This window comes from Alkalinema pantanalense CENA528, from assembly GCF_050753345.1.
Classification (GTDB): Bacteria; Cyanobacteriota; Cyanobacteriia; order Leptolyngbyales; family Leptolyngbyaceae; genus Alkalinema; species Alkalinema pantanalense.
Genome location: NZ_JBLZFX010000037.1, coordinates 1 through 17111 on the forward strand (window position 1 = coordinate 1; position 17111 = coordinate 17111).

Annotated in this window: 17 protein-coding genes and 2 tRNA genes; 5 read left to right on the plus strand and 14 right to left on the minus strand. The window is 49.8% G+C overall.

The genetic code is table 11. The features are described from left to right. Window positions 1–934: 934 nt before the first annotated feature. From ACN4EG_RS13645 to ACN4EG_RS13665, 5 genes are all read right to left on the minus strand, one after another. Complete coding sequence (locus tag ACN4EG_RS13645) at window positions 935–1180, minus strand: hypothetical protein (protein WP_431630159.1); 246 nt, start codon at window positions 1178–1180, stop codon at window positions 935–937. A 12-nt stretch (window positions 1181–1192) separates the two neighbouring features. Beyond that, the gene (locus tag ACN4EG_RS13650) at window positions 1193–2605 is read right to left on the minus strand and encodes a hypothetical protein (protein WP_431630162.1); all 1413 of its coding nucleotides are present in this window, start codon (window positions 2603–2605) and stop codon (window positions 1193–1195) included. 74 nt (window positions 2606–2679) lie between these two features. Continuing rightward, window positions 2680–3492 carry a hypothetical protein gene (locus ACN4EG_RS13655; protein ID WP_431630164.1) on the minus strand — a complete coding sequence of 271 codons (813 nt, stop codon included), beginning with the start codon at window positions 3490–3492 and terminating at the stop codon, window positions 2680–2682. A gap of 12 nt (window positions 3493–3504) precedes the next feature. After that, the gene (locus ACN4EG_RS13660; protein ID WP_431630165.1) at window positions 3505–3987 is read right to left on the minus strand and encodes a hypothetical protein; all 483 of its coding nucleotides are present in this window, start codon (window positions 3985–3987) and stop codon (window positions 3505–3507) included. Then, window positions 3981–4358, minus strand: coding sequence for a syntaxin family protein (locus ACN4EG_RS13665; protein WP_431630167.1), 378 nt, complete (start codon window positions 4356–4358; stop codon window positions 3981–3983). The genes ACN4EG_RS13660 and ACN4EG_RS13665 overlap by 7 nt, the downstream gene beginning before the upstream one ends. Before the next feature lie 260 nt (window positions 4359–4618). On the opposite strand from ACN4EG_RS13665, the gene ACN4EG_RS13670 reads away from it, so the two are divergent. The 4 genes from ACN4EG_RS13670 (at window position 4619) to ACN4EG_RS13685 (ending at window position 8979) form a co-directional block, all read left to right on the plus strand. Further along, complete coding sequence (locus ACN4EG_RS13670) at window positions 4619–4879, plus strand: hypothetical protein (protein WP_431630169.1); 261 nt, start codon at window positions 4619–4621, stop codon at window positions 4877–4879. A 495-nt stretch (window positions 4880–5374) separates the two neighbouring features. Further along, the gene (locus ACN4EG_RS13675) at window positions 5375–5644 is read left to right on the plus strand and encodes a hypothetical protein (protein ID WP_431630171.1); all 270 of its coding nucleotides are present in this window, start codon (window positions 5375–5377) and stop codon (window positions 5642–5644) included. A 160-nt stretch (window positions 5645–5804) separates the two neighbouring features. Next, window positions 5805–7457 carry a virulence-associated E family protein gene (locus ACN4EG_RS13680; protein ID WP_431630174.1) on the plus strand — a complete coding sequence of 551 codons (1653 nt, stop codon included), beginning with the start codon at window positions 5805–5807 and terminating at the stop codon, window positions 7455–7457. 373 nt (window positions 7458–7830) lie between these two features. Beyond that, a complete protein-coding gene (locus ACN4EG_RS13685) occupies window positions 7831–8979 on the plus strand; it encodes a tyrosine-type recombinase/integrase (protein WP_431630176.1) in 1149 nt (382 codons plus the stop codon). Between the two features lie 120 nt (window positions 8980–9099). Here ACN4EG_RS13685 and ACN4EG_RS13690 read toward each other — a convergent pair. From ACN4EG_RS13690 to ACN4EG_RS13730, 9 genes are all read right to left on the minus strand, one after another. After that, window positions 9100–9171: transfer RNA gene (locus tag ACN4EG_RS13690), tRNA-Thr, on the minus strand. A gap of 11 nt (window positions 9172–9182) precedes the next feature. Further along, window positions 9183–9264: transfer RNA gene (locus ACN4EG_RS13695), tRNA-Tyr, on the minus strand. 84 nt (window positions 9265–9348) lie between these two features. Then, entirely contained in the window at window positions 9349–10986 is a 1638-nt protein-coding gene (locus ACN4EG_RS13700; protein WP_431630177.1) for an NAD(P)H-hydrate dehydratase, read from the minus strand. Between the two features lie 48 nt (window positions 10987–11034). Beyond that, window positions 11035–11184 carry a hypothetical protein gene (locus tag ACN4EG_RS13705; RefSeq protein WP_431630179.1) on the minus strand — a complete coding sequence of 50 codons (150 nt, stop codon included), beginning with the start codon at window positions 11182–11184 and terminating at the stop codon, window positions 11035–11037. Between the two features lie 783 nt (window positions 11185–11967). Next, window positions 11968–12324, minus strand: a complete 357-nt coding sequence (locus tag ACN4EG_RS13710; protein WP_431630182.1) for a hypothetical protein — start codon at window positions 12322–12324, stop codon at window positions 11968–11970. Between the two features lie 567 nt (window positions 12325–12891). Then, a complete protein-coding gene (locus tag ACN4EG_RS13715; RefSeq protein ID WP_431630184.1) occupies window positions 12892–13455 on the minus strand; it encodes a CPBP family intramembrane glutamic endopeptidase in 564 nt (187 codons plus the stop codon). A 301-nt stretch (window positions 13456–13756) separates the two neighbouring features. Next, complete coding sequence (locus ACN4EG_RS13720; protein ID WP_431630185.1) at window positions 13757–14854, minus strand: DUF3326 domain-containing protein; 1098 nt, start codon at window positions 14852–14854, stop codon at window positions 13757–13759. Window positions 14855–14861: 7 nt separating this feature from the next. Next, window positions 14862–15107 carry a hypothetical protein gene (locus ACN4EG_RS13725; RefSeq protein WP_431630187.1) on the minus strand — a complete coding sequence of 82 codons (246 nt, stop codon included), beginning with the start codon at window positions 15105–15107 and terminating at the stop codon, window positions 14862–14864. A 142-nt stretch (window positions 15108–15249) separates the two neighbouring features. Continuing rightward, window positions 15250–15573, minus strand: coding sequence for a 2Fe-2S iron-sulfur cluster-binding protein (locus ACN4EG_RS13730; protein ID WP_431630189.1), 324 nt, complete (start codon window positions 15571–15573; stop codon window positions 15250–15252). 191 nt (window positions 15574–15764) lie between these two features. On the opposite strand from ACN4EG_RS13730, the gene ACN4EG_RS13735 reads away from it, so the two are divergent. After that, complete coding sequence (locus ACN4EG_RS13735) at window positions 15765–16940, plus strand: transposase (RefSeq protein WP_431630190.1); 1176 nt, start codon at window positions 15765–15767, stop codon at window positions 16938–16940. The last annotated feature ends 171 nt before the right edge of the window (window positions 16941–17111 follow it).

The window sequence follows — 17111 nt, forward strand, 5'->3', positions numbered from 1 at the left end:
TCGGGGCGCTATCGCAATCGCAGGAAGCGGTTTGGACTCCGGCTCAATTTGATTGCGGGTCTACTCAATTTTGAACTGGCACAAGCCACTTGATTCATGCAGGAGGTCTACTAAAAAAACATGAAGCCCATGACGAGGATTGAACTCGTGACCTCACCCTTACCAAGGTTATGCTCAATCCTTGCTTGGTGCGGGTTTCAGTCGTCGTATTTCGGGACTGCCCGAAATCTGCCCGTTATCGGCTGAGAAAATAACTGGCGTGACCTGTTTAACAATGTACCCGATGGGGTGTCGTGGTTGGGGCATGGTGCCGATAGAACCCCACTTTTTGCAACCGGACTCATATATCAGTCCGGCAAATTCTTGTAAGGACTCCAAAGTCGCTCCAGTTCCCGGCATTCGTCACTTTTTGCAACCGGACACCTTAGGTCTCCGGTAAATTTTTGTCACTGCTGGCAATCTGGGGTTCTGGATGCCCGTTGTCCTGTGCGGTTTGTCGTCACTTTTTGCGTTTGGACAACCATGGTTGTCGTAACAATTTTTGTCGTAAGCGGTGGACTTCCTGTCTGTCTGTCGGGCTACGGGCCTATAGGTGCGTAGACTGCGAGGCGATAAAACAACACTTTTTGCAACCGGACAACCATGGTTGTCCCGACAATTTTTGTCGTAACTTGCGGTGGGTTCATAGGTGGGTATGTACCCAGCAAACCGCGATCGTCGTTACCAGTTTTTGGACACCTTATGGGTCTACGCATAATCAGGCCGACCAGAGAGAATCATTATCAATTTCCCCGGCCTTTAAAGCCCGTGTGCACCGTAGGACAGCGTAGGACAGCGTAGGACACCGTAGGACTGTAGGACTGTAGGACGGGCGTAGGACACCGTAGGACACCCCCGTCCTACGCCATCAATCGGGTGTCCTACGATCGCTGTCCTACGATCTGTCCATATCTGACTCGGGTTTCTGTTCGGTGAGTGTGGCGTGTAGTTCCTGTACCAGTTCATCCAAAGTAGGGACAAGGGTGTCTAGTTTTTCCAGGGCAAGGTCTATCCCACTCATTGCGGGGTGTTCTCCCCAGTTGTTCTCCATAGAGAGGATCCAGTTCATGAGTCGGTAGAGTTCCCTGACCTGGGTAACATTATCGGCAATGTCGATCGCGATGTGGCTTGGTTTTCTCATCCTGTCCCCCCGTCACGGTTGCAAATTGGGATTGTGGGTAAGCTTGCCTGTCCCATCGTCTAGGAGACAGCCAACCTCTACCGCCGTCGCTAAGTACTGGTCAAACTGGTCACGGGTTAGAGTTCCGGTGATGGACTTGGGGCAATCGTTCCACAGTTCCCGGCCTGTCTTGCCTGCGGGGAAGCGGGTTAGTTTCTGCCATGCCCATTCCCAGACCCGAAATTCAGGGTCATCCTTGCCACTAACAGTACGAACCCTAGGGTCTGTACTTGTTGTGACCGCCGTTCTCTGTCCATCACTCAGAACCTTATCCGGTGTCAGTGTGGGGACGGGGTAACGGGGCACGGCAGCCCAACCGTTATAGGCAGAGTGATAGGCGAGACATCCCACGGGCGATCGGGCGTAGTCCTCCGGCGTGGGAATGGATTTCAGGCTGGATAGGGACTTCTTGGCTGACTCCAAGTGTTCCTGGGTATCGGCCTTTTGCAGGGTCATGAAGGCAAACGCCGATCGGTTCCCCCCACTCATCCCCAAGTCACTGACTAAGGGAGATTGGGTCATCAACCAGAGGAACCGCCGATCGGTCTCCCCACTTGACCCCTCTACCAGACATTGCGGAATCAGAAAATCCTTGTACCACTTGGGCTGCATGGCCTGAAGTTTGACCAGTTCATCAATGATGAGCAAGACCGGGCGATGGGCTTGGGCACGCCATTCTAGGAAAAACTCAGTCAACTGAGTCGCTACCGTCTCGTCATTCTTATCGAAGTCTTCTAGGTTCAGACCCAGGAAGCGATCGCACGCTTGCCAGTATCCCAACTCATCCGGGTGAGGTTTGGGCTGAATCATCCAGACCATGACCCCATGCTGTTGTTTTGCAAGGTGGATGGCGTGACTGGTAATGATGCCTTTTCCCACTCTGGGACGGGCACTGATAATCAGGGGTTTCAGGTTGTGAGCAATGGCACGCGCCACATCAATGACCTGTATCCCTTGCTGTGTCTGGTTTTGGGTTAGCGTCCTGGTCATCACCTGGGCTTGAGGGCTGATATAGGACGGTGGAACCGCTTGCTGTGTCTGAGTTTCGGGTAAGAGTTCCTCAAACAACTGACGATCGTCGTCGGGTAGATACTCAAAAATCTTGCCTTGGGCGATGAACTTGAACCGCTCTAACCGTTCCCGCCGTTGTCCCATGTAGGTGTCCCAGGTGAGGAAGGCCACGGCGATCGGGATGACCAAACTTCCCCCAGTGATTGCCCAGGACAACCCGGTCAGGACGATTCCCGTGATGAGGGTTTCAGAGTAGGTTTCTGATTTGGCGGTATGGAGTTGGGCGATTCTGCGGGCGGCTTCATTGTGGTCAATCTTGCCGTCCTGTAGTTCCTGAATCAGTCGTAGTGTGGTTGTAGACGGTAAACTATTCATGGCTTCACCTAAGAGGGTGGACAGCCTTTTTGGGGGAACCCGTAGACACTCAGCGCCTACGGGTTCTTCCCGTTTTAGGCTTGATTCTGGCTATGGGCTTCAGACATGACCTGAACGGCCATTCTCAGCAGTTTGGAGACGTAGTAGAGAACTTCTAAGCCAAACATCGTGGCAATGGCGGCGGCAATGTTGTAGAGGTCTAGGTCTTGCCAACTGGGAGCAACCAGGAACACGCCTAATCGATCATATCCACCGACGATTGGGGGATAGAACCCGAAGCAAAGTACAGCATCTAGGACATACGCGATCGAACGGGCTTGTTGCAGTTTCTCTATCCATTCCAAGGGGATGTTATTAAACCGTTCCTTGAGCTTCCGTAATAGCGGGGTATCGCTATTGCGATAGCTGATTCCTTTGAACTGGTAAACCCACGCCATCAGAACCAGCAACGCTTCTGGATCATCCATGATGATGACGGGTAACATTTCCAGCCCTTGCAGCAATGCCCACAGGAAGAAACCGGAAACAAACGCGGCGGTCATGCCTGCGTTAGTGAGTAGCCATGCTAACGGCGGGAATGCGGAAACGGCTTGAACGAACTGGACATCGGCAAGCCCTTTCCCTATCCAGATTGAGATATTGATATAGGGCTTGATGTTGGCAATCATCAGGCATCCAGCCACAAAGAACAGACAGAACTGAATGAACTTGACGAGGGCACGGTTACGACGGGGTAGGGGGATGGATTCCGCCTGTGCGGTGGTTTCGTTGTTGGTTTCAAACCCACGGGTTTCTGGATTGGGTGTGGGTTTACGCTTGAACTTTGCGGCTTCTGTCTTAACTTGGTCACTGACTTGGTTAAACCAGTCTTGAAAGGTATTCGCCATGGTGAGTTCCTGTTATTGATTAGGCATGGTGTAGCGGGTTCCCCGGTACCGCTGGACGGCTTTAGCCACGATCGTGCGGTCACTGGTGAAGGCGGTATTGCCTACGACGGGTGTCTTAGGGTCTGAGGGATTGGGTATGATTTCCCCTGTCAGTCCATTGGCGTCACAGACAATATTTCCGACCGATAGCGGAACGTTTCGAGCGGAATCTGTGACGGGCTGACCCTCGGTGATGGCGGTTAGTTTGGTTTTGTCGCTGGAGCTAACCACCATCACACAACCGGATTCATACCGCTGACGGGCGATTTGGTCTTTCTGCTTTGCTGCGTCCTGGGACAGTTGCAACCGGGCTTGTTCCTGCTGCTGCTGGGAACGCTGTTGGCGGTTCGCTTCCCCTTGGGTCTGGAGTTCCCGTAGGCCACTGAACCCACCGCCAAAGAACTGCTGGACGGCAAGGGCACCGCCTAGGATGAGCAAGTTACGCGGGGTTAGCATAGGATTTCCCCCTCTAGGGCTAGGTTGCCGTCGTTCTGACTGTCCGATGGGGGCAAGGAAGGGGATACCGTTTCCCCAGAACCGAAAAAACGGGGCAGTATTAGAGCCTTAATCCGTTGTTCTGCCTTGGTTTGGGCTTCTCTCAGACCTTGCTCGACGATCGCACCGGCGCGATCGGCAAACTGGTCTGAGAGTTCATTCATCCGTTGTTGGAGTCGGGTTAGTTCCTGTTCATGACGGTCAATCGCGGCCTGTAACAGGGCTGACGGTTCCTCTGACGGGGTTGGGGTGTCTTGGATAGGGGTTTCTTCCTGGGACGGGATAGACGGGGTTTCCGTGGCTTGTGGTGCCTTAGTTTTGCGGGTAGTCATGATGCCATCTCTAAAATGAGGGGAATAGAGTGTCGATTAGTGAATCATAGTATTGCATCTGAATTAATGTTGCAACACTTTGAATTCATTAAAACTTATGTCTAGAAACATGCTTTCAAAGTACCTTAAACCCTTTTCTGAAGATGCTATAAGCGCTGTTTTTATTCACAAAAAATGATATGCGGCACTTATATCCGTTGCAACACGTTGATTAAAATGTTTAGATGGTTTCTGAATCTAGTTTTTAATGGAGACGGCTTATGACCTGTACTTTAGATATGCGGAAAACAAAAACCTTCCGACTAGAAGAGAAGCTGTTAACAGCACTAGATGAACTGGCTGAGAAGTCGGGTAGGACTCCCAATGCGTATCTAGAAGAATTGTTGTTCCGTCATTGCCAAGCGCAAGGGGTTCTATCTCTATCAGAGGAACCGCCAAAGAACCAGCGCGGCGGCAAGCGGCCTGGGGCTGGTAGACGTAAGACTAAAAAGACCGACGAACAACCGGACACCGATAATTAGGCAACCACGGGGAAAGTATCGACACCCCGATCAACCAATACGCTCTACAACCATGACCTAGACGGGTTTAAGGGATGGTGTCGTAATTGATTACGGAACCATCAGTATCACCCCATATACACCCCAACTCTAGACCCATCCACACTTACAACGCTTTTGGATTTATCGACACCATCACAAAAGTATCGACACTGCAATTAACCAGTTACCGATATCCTCAGTCATTTTTCTCCTATAGGGGTAATTCTCTCTATTCAGATAATAATCATTTTAGGGCACAGTCTAAATGGTTTATCGATATAGGGCTATCCCTTTCCCCGTATGGACTTCAAGTATTTCCTTAGAACTCATAGATAGGTTTTCTCTAGTAATTTCCCTGCATTTATTCACACGTTGGAAATTTTTTGAAAAACCGCTTGCAAAATGCAAAAAATGCTCTATGCTTTTTAACCAAAGGGCACTGATACAACAGCACTCCATAAACGGTGAAACCCCATGAAATACATGAGTACAACCGCAACGGCGGCGCATTTTGGCGTACCGACTCACACGCTGAAAAATTGGAGACTTGGCAGTCAACACAATCCCCCATTGCTACAGGAAGGCGTTCACTGGGTGAGACGGGGCAAGCGTCACATCCTCTACAACGTGGCACTGCTAGAGGATTGGATTCTGAACAACGAAACCAACCCAGCAGCGCACCAACGCGCGATCGATTCCTTCCTAGAATCACTCCCATCCAATGCAGGATGGGACGGCACATAAACAAATCCCTCAGCGTTTAAACACCGAGGGTAGGAGTAAATAATGGTTTTTGGGAATTCGGACAGAATCAGCATGACTATCACAACGGAACAATATTCACATCATGAACAGCCAAGGAGATTCCATGAACCAGATAGGAAAAAACAACGCTTTGGAAACAATGCAACCAACTTTAGCCGAGTCAGTACAGAACGCTGTTGAAACCCGTGCGATTATTATGACAGAAAACGCTGAAAACCGCAACAGTTCAGGGTCTTTTGACATTCGTGACCACATTGATAAACTCACTCCCGCAGAAGAGAAAGGCAGGTATATCTGCCCTGTTTGTGGTGGTAAGAATTTTTTAATCCATCCTAAAAAGGGTGCGTACAAGTGTTTCTCTAACCACTGTGACAGTGCGGCTATCCGCAACGCGATCGCGCCCTTGACCCCCAAGGCAAAGCGGGAATACCGTCAGAGGAAACACATCCCTAGAACGAAGTCAGAACTGGATGTTAACGCACTCAATAAGGCAATCCACATCGAACTCAAGGTAGATGAGATTTTTGAACTGGTCTTGAAGGGACTTCACACTGAGGGACAAGCTGAAGTTGAGTTAGCAACTTGGTGCAAAGAACACGGAGCAGACAAATTTGCCGCTAGCAAACTACTTCGGGAACGGGTCAAGGAACTGAAGCAGGCTAAGGAAGACGCCATAGAACGGAAGCCTAGACTTCTCAGGGAGTATGAACTAATCCGGTCAAAATATGGCGATCAATTGCGATTCAACTTTCTTAGGAAGCGTATTGAGTTGAACGGGCAAGAGTTCCCGGTAGAAACGGCCAAGGTTGAATTCGTCATTGAACACGGCCTAGACCTCAAGTCCAACCGCCAAGACATCACCGATGTCACCGTCAAAATCGCCAAACAGAACACCTACAGCCCGGTTGTGGACTACCTTGACCGCGTAGCCTACCAGTACGGCCCATCCACCGCCATCCTAGAAGGCATTGCCGATCGCTACTTTGGGACATCAACCCCCATCCACCAAATCACCCTGGTTAAGTTCCTCATTGGGGCGGTAGCACGCGCCTACAACCCCGGTTGCAAACTGGACACCGCGCTGATTCTCCAAGGGGCACAGGGGGCGGGGAAGTCTAGCTTCTTTCGGGTTCTCGCTTCCCAGGACTGGTTTGACGATTCTTTCAGCACATCCTCAGACAGGGACGAAAAAATCAAGATTCATGAGACTTGGATCGTCGAATGGGCTGAACTAGAGACGCTATTCAAGCGAAAGGACATCGCCCAAGTTAAAGCCTTTATGTCTAGCCAGATAGACCGGGTTAGGCCAGCCTACGGGAAAAAGACTGAGGAAATGAGACGCGCTTCTGTCTTCGTCGGAACCACCAACCAACACGACTTCCTCACTGACAGCACGGGGAACCGTCGTTTCTGGGTTGTCCCCATCCAGAAGGACATTGACATCGAATTGCTGAACAAGGAACGCGATCGGATTTGGGCAGCGGCGGTAGCGTCCTACAAGAGGGAGGTCAATTGGTGGCTAACCAAGGAAGAAGAAGCCACCATGGGATTTCTGAGACAAGCCTTTGAGTATCGCGATACCTGGCAAGACGAGATCGCCACATTCGTCAACTCACTGGAGAGAGTAGCTATCTGGGAAATCCTAGAGACTCTCTTCAAGATTGAGAAAGGACAACAGACCAAGCAGCTTCAGAACCGGGTGAGAAATTGCCTACTCAGTTTGAAGTGGAGTCCCATTCCAGAACCAGTTTGGCACCTTGGGAAAACTTGCCGGGTCTGGGTCAAACAATAACAAGCTTTTTCCTAATCTACTGTAAGGTTGTAAGGTTTTATCTAAAAGTATTGATATATAAGGTTTTGAGTACCTTACAGTCTACCCTTACAGTAGCCTTACAGTGAGAAGTCTTGTAAGGTTTTAGCACTGCTTACAGACACCAAGAACCTTACAGAGATTTCGCCTAGACTGTAAGGTTCTAGAACCCTTGCTGTATAAGGGTTTTAGGACAAAACCTTACAAACATTACGGCTTACAGTGAAGTCTCAGACTATTTAAAAATCTCTCTGTTTTTTGCGCCTCAAATCGCTGTAACCTAGGCCAGTCAAGGTTTTCACTATTTACATCACCATCGTCTTATCAGGTATAAAAAGTTACAGGCCGTACGGATATGGGTAAGCGTCAGTTACGCGGGAAAAAAGGTTCAGTCTCCATCAATGAGCGTCGGGGAATGCTGCGTTTACGGTGGACTTACCAGGGAAAACAGTACCAACTCTCCCTAGGACTCCCTAACAGTCCCCTGAACCAGCAATCGGCACGGGCAAAGGCGGCTGAAATCGAACGGGATATTGCCCTGCAACAGTTTGACCCGTCCCTGACTAAGTACCGTCCCCTTCCCAATGCCGATCTAGAACCCCCACCCCGTCCTGGGACTGTGGAACTGTGGCAACGGTGGATGGATAAGCGCCGGGATGATGGGGTGTCCCATCAGACCTTGGTCAACCGTTATCAGACTCTCTCTAATCTGCTGACTCAGTTCGGTCGCAACATTGAAACCCCTGAGGATGCCCGTGACCTGATGGCCTATCTCTCTACCCGGCAATCCCCGGCCACGCTAAACCGGAACATCAAAATGTTGTCCACCTTTGCCGATTGGTGCCTAAACCAGGGATGGCTGACCGTCAACCCGTTCTCTACCCTCAAGCCCGTTAAGGACACTTCCCCCCGTGAGCCAAACCGCAAGCCCTTCACTCTCCCAGAGATTCAGGTCATCCTGACCACCTTCAGAACCCATCCCCACTACTACGCCTACCACGACTTCGCCCTAGTCCTATTCACCCTAGGCTTACGTCCCAGTGAAGCGATCGGGCTTCGGTGGAAACATATCGACTTCACCCAGCGCACCGTGACGATCGCTGAGTCACTCAGTCGTAGCGGGAAAGGGTCACGACGGGTGAGACGGGGCAGAAAGAACGGCGTCACGACCGTCCTGACCTTGCCCGATGAAATCTACACCATGCTCCAAGGGCGTTTTAACCCGGCATTCAACCCTGACGCCCTGGTGTTCACCACAACCACAGGCAAAGCGATCGACGATCACAATTTCTCCCAGAGAATCTGGCGGTCAATCCTGACCCAAGCAGGCATTCCGCACCGTCCCCCCTACGCTTGCCGTCACAGCATGGCCAGTCATGCCATTGACCAAGGGGCAACCTTGCCCGATGTGGCCTATCTGATGGGGCACCGGAACACGGCCATGGTCAGCAAAGTTTATGGGCACGCGGTTAAACGTCCCAACCTACCCAAATTAGGGCTGTAAAAACAGTGCCCTTAATCTGCCCTAATTTTTACTCCCAAACTTACCTAAACTTGTCCAAACTCACCCAACCAATATTTGGAGTGAATCGCTAGAACTCAGTAGTAGAGCGCTGAAACCTAAAGCCCATGACGAGGATTGAACTCGTGACCTCACCCTTACCAAGGGTGTGCTCTACCACTGAGCTACATGGGCAAATTGTGGAATGGGCCGGGCTAGATTCGAACTAGCGTAGGTGTAACCAGCGGATTTACAGTCCGCCCCCATTAACCACTCGGGCACCGACCCTCGTCTTCCACGAGTTCTTATAGTAAAGACTTTCTTCAGATTTTGCAAGGGGGGTAGCTAAACTTTTTTGAAAAAAGTTTTCGACTACCTGGATCCAATGAATTGCACGATCGTTTTGAGTAAGTATTGCGTTAGTATTTCGGGATCCACTCCAAGGTCAGATCGCTCACTTGCCGCCAAAATTCCGGCTTGGGCGTGCCACCAAGCGGCTGTTTGGGCAATCTGCAAGGGATCTACAAGATTTGAGACAGAAGCTGAAGATCGATGGGCTAATCCGATCGCCTGCGCCCACAGCCCCCCCATCAAGCCCGTCAGGACATCTCCACTGCCGCCTCGGGCCAGAGCGGGGGTGCTGGCCGGATTGATTCGGACCTCGCCCTCGGGATTCGCGATCGCTACCCGTGCGCCTTTGAGTAAAACCGTTGCTTGGCAGGCTTGGGCCGCTTGCTGGACCGCTGCGGTGGGATCGCTAGCTTGCTTGAGTTGCCCCGGCCAGAGACGCTCAAATTCGCCGCTATGGGGCGTCAAAATTGTGGGGGCTTGCCGTTGGGGTAGTCGTGCCGTCGCTCGATCGACCAAGCAGTTGAGTCCATCGGCATCTAGGATTAACGGGCGATCGCAGGCCAACAGGTTATCCACGACAGGTTGGGCATCCCGGGTCAGGCCACAGCCCACCGCGATCGCTTGATATTTTGCCAGTTGGATTTCTGGCGGGAACCCTGCGATCGCACCACTGTGGGTTTCAGGACAAGGGATCACTAAGGCCCCAGGAATTTTGGACACGACCCAGAGCTGTAACGAAGCTGGAACTGCGATCGATACCATGCCTACTCCACTAGCTTGGGCGGCTAAACCCGCCAAGATAGCTGCTCCTGGGTAGCGCTGGGAGCCAACCACCAAGAGCAAATGCCCCAAGTGATATTTATGGGCGGTCAGGGGTCTAGGCAGGCACAGGCCCGCTAGGGCACTTGTGGGCGTAATGCGTTGAATGATTGGATGGGCTCCCAGCACTGCTTGGATATCAGGCTGGGGCAGACCAAAATCAATCAGTTCGCCTTGTCCGATATAGGGGATTGCTCTATCCTGTAACAGCCCTAGCTTCCAGAGTCCCAAACAGAGGGTGTGGGTAGCTCGAATGGCGATTCCAAGTATGGCTCCGGTATCTGTATGAATGCCAGACGGTAAATCGATGCTTACCACGGGGCGATTTTGCTGATTAATCTGCGTTATGGACTCAGCTAATTGTCCCGAGATTGCTCGATCGAGGCCAAAGCCAAACAAACCATCAATCCACACATCACAGTTGGGCATCTCCGAAATCTGGTGGTGACAGGGGATGCCGAGACTGAGAGCATAATTCAGATGGGTTTGAGTCAGGTCTTTGAGTTGAGTCATGGGACAACACAAAAACACCTGATACCCCTGAAGGTGCATTTCCCGTGCGACGACCAAAGCATCGCCGCCGTTGTGACCGGAACCGACTAAAATCGCAACGCGCGGGAATTGGGGTTGGGGGTACCGCTCCATCACCCGTTGAGCAATGAGTCCCGCAACTTTTTCCATCAACGCTGCAACGGGCATTCCCGCTGCAAACACCCGTGCTTCGATCGCCTGCATTTGAGCCGCAGTGACGACCACTCGGTTTAAAACTTCATCTCGCCCTAGCTCTTCCTGACCCTTCAGCCCTGTGGTTGGAACGCGATCGTTCTGCACAATATCCATGGCAAATTCTTAGAACAGACTTTCAGATCTATTCTGCAACGACTGGGCCTAGGGACTTTTCGGCTCCATCATCTTGAGGTACCACAGAGTGGCCACTACAAAAAAGGGCACAAAAAACCACTCTGGAACATTGCAATACAGCCAAAACATAAGCACAAACCAGAGTAACAAGCTCGTACCCGCAAGAAAACCTGGCATAACGATCACCAAAGCTGAGTTAGAAGGCTGCTACTCGTTTCCAGCGATCGTGGCTAGGTTCCGGTCATTCCATGCTAAGAATCCATAATTTTTTAGTCAGAGCCAACGGAGCATGAGGTAGCGGCTTTCCGCTGACTTGCTCAAGTACGGGGTGGGTAGGAAGTATTAGTTTTTCTTGCAAATGCTTAACTCCGATCGAAAGTTGCGAGCCCTCTCAATCCAGAGCAAGCTTCGACAAATCCACAACTTAGGAGGAAATCAACAATTTTGCATACTCCTTAAGTTGTGAAACAACTAAAATTACATTTTGATTTTTTGAAAACAAACTTTCAAGGATTAAAGTGATGAAAAATAAATTATAAGTTTTAGTTACTTTGATAATTTCTGAAACTTAAAAGTTCACTAACCTTACTTCTAAAAAACAAAATAACCACTCAACCATTAAGTCAGTAATTAGCTCAGAGATTAGTCTAGCTCAGCTTAACAACCAGCCGTTCCTTTTACCTTTGAATTGAAGGGAAAGGTCAAAGTGGATTGTAGTTTGACAGTATTACTAGAGAAAACTTGGATTAGGCCAGAATCGCTCAACGGGCAATTTCTAGAACGATCGATGGGTGAAGCGTATCCCCAAATGCCTATTCTGTAGGGAACTTTAGCCGAATAATCTGGGAACGTGGATTAACGCAAGGTCTTCAATCAACGGAAGCCACGACGGATAGGTAATAAAATTCAGTTAACGAAATACTGTTAACAAAATATAGCCGCCTAACGCAAGGAACACCGCTAGGCTAACGAGAGAGAGATTGGACATTGCAAGCTCTGGAGCAGCGCTTGATATTCTGGAGAAGAAATTTGGTTGGCTTGGTGTAGCGATTCTAGGACTGACGAAATTGCTTCATTAACAGCAATTTGGTTAACCAATCGTCGCGCTTCTAGGAGCGCCTTCGATTTTGAGCGATAAACATGGCCGGATTCAAACCAACAACTGCCTCGATCGGGTGGGGCTACAACGTCCCAAACCCAGTCCTCTCCCTCAGGATAAGCTCGGATGAGCCACCCCCGATATTCTGAAAATGGTGCAGCTTCTAGCCAGGAATGAAAGAGCCAGGATTGCTGCGCAATATCCTCACTGTTGTACATAGACATCTAGCAATAAAATTCTTGTGTATGTATTTATTTGCCGGGTATTGATAACTACCCAGCAAATCTTCTCATAAATTTGTATTTTCTGGGTTGTATAAAAACTCGCTTTACATAAAGTCAATGGAGAAGTTCCTCTACCTAAATATCCCAATTGGCTCAGCCATCTATCATGACGGAATTCTGTTAGCTTGAACTCTCTAAAGACAGGTTATTCATTCCTTTATATTTAACTTCTGTAGGAATCAGGAAAGCTTTTAAAAAATAGAGAGTCTTCAAAAAAATGAGTGTTTAATTTATTCGATGACATCAGTATTTACAACTAAGTTTAAGTGATTTGAATCACGGGGCCTCGTTGATGATTTTGGTTCGATCGAAGACATTGGACTACGGAGAAATCAGAGAATCATAGAAAATAAAATCAGAGAACCATGAGAAATAAGGAAAACTCATCAAATATCATGATGAGTGCCCATTTACCCAATATTCAGTGGGCGTAATTATGCAATTTATGGGATGGATTTGCGCGGAGACTGCATTTATGGTTGGAAGTTTGTGGCTGGGTGCTTAGGGTACATTCTCCTGGGACGATCGATGGCGAAACTTCCAAATCAACCCAGATAGAATATTCGTGAAGACATGGGCCACGATCGGAATTAATAAATTACTTGTCTGAATTGCACTGATGCCTAAGACAATGCCAATGATGCTAGCCCACACCACATAGGCCCAATGTTTGAGGCTAGAGAGATGGAGAATCCCAAAACAGACACTGGAAAGAGTCAGACCTTGCCAATTCAGACCAAATTCCGGCAACATAATGCCACGAAATAAAAGTTCCTCGCTCAGGCCCGGCAGCAACCCCAGCCAAATCAAATCAATGAGTACCAGTGGCTTAATAATCAGTTCAAGATAATAATCCGCACTCCGTCGATAGTCTGCCCAGACTTGGTAAATCAAAATGCTTGCTAGACTAATCCCCAGTCCTAACAAAATTCCCTGAACCACTGCTGGCCCAGTAATCTGGACGGCCAATAGATTCACCGTGCTAACCTGCATCCAAATTCGAGCGACTAAGAGCAACCCGATCGCCGTTACCGCCATCACGATCAGAATTTGAGTGCGGGTCATGGGCTCCAAGTTGGGAGAGTTGGGAGAGTTGGGAGGATTTGTCACGATCAATAGAGCTTAGGTGGGCAACTGGAGCATTCGCCGAGCAAGGATTGTCCAGCAAGATGGGCTAGCCATGTAAACTGGCTTACATCCACGATCGAGACAATACCAAAATTTAGGGACAACGGGCTACAAGCAACATATAAGGCAAAATTCGCTCAGGCAGAATCCGGACATTACACCCTGCCAATCACACAGAACTAATAAGGCACTCAGAACTCACAAGGCCATTAGATAGACTTTATCCTCTAAATGTAGATTATACGAGGCGAAGTGGGGGTAGGATCTCTTGTAGAGAAGGGATTGAGGAACTCAAAGCCGTTGGACTCACGCCCGCTCGATGGGCCGCGATCGCGCCGATCGCTTCTAAGTAGGACTGCACCGATAGGGTCTTCAGGCCAAGCGATTTCGGACAAGCTTGCATCCGGGTGGAGTTTTCTCGAACGGTAATAATTTTAGTGCGAGCTTGGCTTAGGTGTAAGGTTGCACTGCCTCCGCAGGCAGTTTCCGGAACAATTAGGGCATCCAGTTGATCTCGCCAGATGCTCTCAGCCAAGGAACCAGTTACGGCGGAACTGGCTATCTGAGATCGATCTACCAATTGGGGTGCCCGACTCAAGCCCGCTAGTACACAGGGCAAAAACGTATAGCCAATTTCTTCAGCTGCCGATTTAGGAGACAGGCTAGGATCCAATGGTAAAGGTTCTAAGGCGGGAGCATGGGCACAGGGAATCCGAAACTGGCGTACGACTAAATGACTAATGACAGCTTCTGCACCTGCAAGAGGATCCACGCCTTGACCATGACGATAATTTTGCAAAGCTTCCGCGCCAGGGTCATCTGGGAAGCGAGCAATCACCGCGATCGCATCGGCTTTCACTTCATGGATTAGGCGATGGGCTGCTCGCAAAAGACTATCAGGGGCTTGAATGGTTCCCCAAGTAGCGCCGGATGGGGCAGTGCGCAGTTCCACACCCAAGGGTTGATCCGTGACGACATAATCTGTCAGTTCTAGGCCCAGAGTGGCCCGTGCTGCATCCGCCACTTGCAGATGACGCCAGCGTAATTCCGGCTCGATCGCTGCGTCCAATACTAGGCCAATCCGATTTTGATGGACGGGCTGTAATCCCCACTGGCCTGCTGCAAACTGATCAAGGGCATAGCCTTCTACATAGAGCGCATTGGCAATGGGCCAATAAAGTTGAGCACCATTGAGGACATTGGGATGGGTAATCAAGCGATCGCAAACCTGGGAAAGTGCCCTTGCAACCGGTAGCGCATCTCCAGCATAGCCCCCGACAGACGCGCCAATCCCCGTTGGAATAATTAGGGCAACAGTATAGGGTCGGTTCACCATGGCAGTGTCAAACAGTAACAATCGCTTCAATCATTGCCTTGGCGGGTAGGATAGCCTGGGCAGATGGAAGTGGTAGCTGGGTTGATGTGGTCACACTACTCACAGCCACCTCAGAGTCGGATGCGGGAACGATTGTGGTAATGGCCCAACGCAATGGTTCACCATAGTGGCGGAGAGCCATTTCAATTGCCGCTGGAAGATCCCCAGGATTGGCTGGAACACTGACATCCAAAGTGATAAAAGCTGTGTTCATACTTTTCCCCGCAACCTAGGAGTAGACGAACCCATCGCGCGATCGTTCGTGAGTTGTTTAGTCCCAGATTGAAATAGCACTGATGACCAAGGCAACGCCAATTACCCCAATCCACACAACAACGGCCCCAGTGAGGGTCAGCTTATTGTTGATATTGGCCGAATTGTAAATGGTAGACTGTTTCTTCTTTTTCAGTTTCAATTTTGAGGTTAGAGCGAGCATAGGAAACGCAGAGCAACGCATATCCCTCGGCCTGCAATTCAGCACTAATCCCTAAATTGTCTGCCTGATCGACCTTTCCTTCCAGGATCTTAGCTGCACAGGTAGTGCACACGCCAGCAGTGCAAGACACGGGCAAATCCAATCCCATTTCATTGGCAACTTCTAGAATGGTGCGATCGTCTGGCACCTCAATTACCTGGGTTTGGCCTTGATGTAAAATTTCTACGCGGTAGTTAGTCGCCATGTTCGAAACCGATGAATCCCCTGCTGTGAGCAACATGTGCCCTAAGCAACAATTATCCTAACCATTGTAGGAGAATGTGTGTCCTGTTCTACCTGCTTGACTGACAAAAGTATTGAGGAATAAAACGAAAGCGGGACGGGCGTTGGAGTCTGGTTTAGGCTAGAAGTTACCACACAACCAGTCGAACCATCATGACTCCAAGTACCCATTTGTATGATGCGCTGAATGCCTATTTGCGTCAATGCCAAGATCTGTGGCGGGATGTGCGTCATCTCCAAAGCGTTGTCTGGATGATGTTGGGGATGATCCAGAGTGAAAAAGTTCATCCGAGCGGCTTTGGGGTTTATGTGTCAGGTCGAGCCAAGAAAGCCCAGTCGAAGCAACGGCGGTTTCGGCGCAATCTCTCGAATCGGCGGATCAATTTAGCAGGTGTGCATCAGCAACTGATGGGTCAAGCCCTGTCTCAATGGGGTCTGCAACGATTGTATTTGAGCTTGGATACAACGATGCTATGGAACTGTTTCTGCGTGGTTTGGGTGGGTGTGGTCTACCGGGGTCGAACGGTACCGATTGCGTTCCGGGTGGTACCACACAAAAGTAGCAGCATCCGGCTGTGGTATGTGCAACGGGTACTACGACAAGTCGCTTCGACCTTGCCTGAATCCGTCGAAGTCTTCTTGCTGGCGGATCGCGGCTTTGCCGATGGCAAGTTGTTGAAATACCTGCAACAGACGCTGAAATGGCATTTTCGGATTCGGATCAAAAAACGGTTTCAGTTCCAGACCGATGATGGGCGGTGGCATCAAATCAGCGAAATCAACTTGAAAGCTGGCGAAGCCTACTTTACGGGTGCAGTGCAATTGGGCAAAACGAGACCCTATGGCCCAGTCTATCTGGCCTTTGCCCATGATCAGCCCAGTGGAGAGTTTTGGATGATCGCCAGTGATGAGCCGACGAATTTGGCCACTTTTGAGCAATATCGTCTGCGGTTCCAAATTGAGGAAACCTTTTTGGATCTAAAATCTAGTGGGTTTCAAATGGAAGCCTGCCGGATTCGCGACACATTTTCCTTGACTCAACTGTTATGGGTGGTGGCTTTGACGATGTTATTTCTCGTCCTGCAAGGTACGGCAGTCGTCACTCAGGGGCTGCGTCAAGCAGTTGACCCACACTGGAAACGGGGTATGAGTTATCTCAAAATCGGCTGGAATTGGATTCGGTTAGCGATGACCGAACAATCTCAAATTAGGGTGTATAAATTTTTATCCAGTGCTCCAGACCCTGAACCCACTATGGCTTCATACCGTCAATCGGAACAATCCTTGCAGCGTGAATTCACTGTCCTCAAGCACATTCCGGCTTTCTAGTTTTGTCAGTCAAGCAGGCTGATAACTCACAGTCTGTGCAAATCGTCTGTATACAGAGCTACTCTTTAAGATGCGCTTACCCTGATATTAAACGCTGCTTAGGTGTTGAGTCCGCGACTAGGCAGATTCAATGTTCGGATGTTGATGAAGTGAGCATGTTCATTGAAAAAT

Excerpts from the sequence above, each read along its gene's own strand:
- ACN4EG_RS13645 (WP_431630159.1), bottom strand. The coding sequence starts at position 1,180 with ATGAGAAAACCAAGCCACATCGCGATCGACATTGCCGATAATGTTACC.
- ACN4EG_RS13650 (WP_431630162.1), bottom strand. The coding sequence starts at position 2,605 with ATGAATAGTTTACCGTCTACAACCACACTACGACTGATTCAGGAACTA.
- ACN4EG_RS13655 (WP_431630164.1), bottom strand. The coding sequence starts at position 3,492 with ATGGCGAATACCTTTCAAGACTGGTTTAACCAAGTCAGTGACCAAGTT.
- ACN4EG_RS13660 (WP_431630165.1), bottom strand. The coding sequence starts at position 3,987 with ATGCTAACCCCGCGTAACTTGCTCATCCTAGGCGGTGCCCTTGCCGTC.
- ACN4EG_RS13665 (WP_431630167.1), bottom strand. The coding sequence starts at position 4,358 with ATGACTACCCGCAAAACTAAGGCACCACAAGCCACGGAAACCCCGTCT.
- ACN4EG_RS13670 (WP_431630169.1), top strand. The coding sequence starts at position 4,619 with ATGACCTGTACTTTAGATATGCGGAAAACAAAAACCTTCCGACTAGAA.
- ACN4EG_RS13675 (WP_431630171.1), top strand. The coding sequence starts at position 5,375 with ATGAAATACATGAGTACAACCGCAACGGCGGCGCATTTTGGCGTACCG.
- ACN4EG_RS13680 (WP_431630174.1), top strand. The coding sequence starts at position 5,805 with ATGCAACCAACTTTAGCCGAGTCAGTACAGAACGCTGTTGAAACCCGT.
- ACN4EG_RS13685 (WP_431630176.1), top strand. The coding sequence starts at position 7,831 with ATGGGTAAGCGTCAGTTACGCGGGAAAAAAGGTTCAGTCTCCATCAAT.
- ACN4EG_RS13700 (WP_431630177.1), bottom strand. The coding sequence starts at position 10,986 with ATGGATATTGTGCAGAACGATCGCGTTCCAACCACAGGGCTGAAGGGT.
- ACN4EG_RS13705 (WP_431630179.1), bottom strand. The coding sequence starts at position 11,184 with ATGCCAGGTTTTCTTGCGGGTACGAGCTTGTTACTCTGGTTTGTGCTT.
- ACN4EG_RS13710 (WP_431630182.1), bottom strand. The coding sequence starts at position 12,324 with ATGTACAACAGTGAGGATATTGCGCAGCAATCCTGGCTCTTTCATTCC.
- ACN4EG_RS13715 (WP_431630184.1), bottom strand. The coding sequence starts at position 13,455 with ATGACCCGCACTCAAATTCTGATCGTGATGGCGGTAACGGCGATCGGG.
- ACN4EG_RS13720 (WP_431630185.1), bottom strand. The coding sequence starts at position 14,854 with ATGGTGAACCGACCCTATACTGTTGCCCTAATTATTCCAACGGGGATT.
- ACN4EG_RS13725 (WP_431630187.1), bottom strand. The coding sequence starts at position 15,107 with ATGAACACAGCTTTTATCACTTTGGATGTCAGTGTTCCAGCCAATCCT.
- ACN4EG_RS13730 (WP_431630189.1), bottom strand. The coding sequence starts at position 15,573 with ATGGCGACTAACTACCGCGTAGAAATTTTACATCAAGGCCAAACCCAG.
- ACN4EG_RS13735 (WP_431630190.1), top strand. The coding sequence starts at position 15,765 with ATGACTCCAAGTACCCATTTGTATGATGCGCTGAATGCCTATTTGCGT.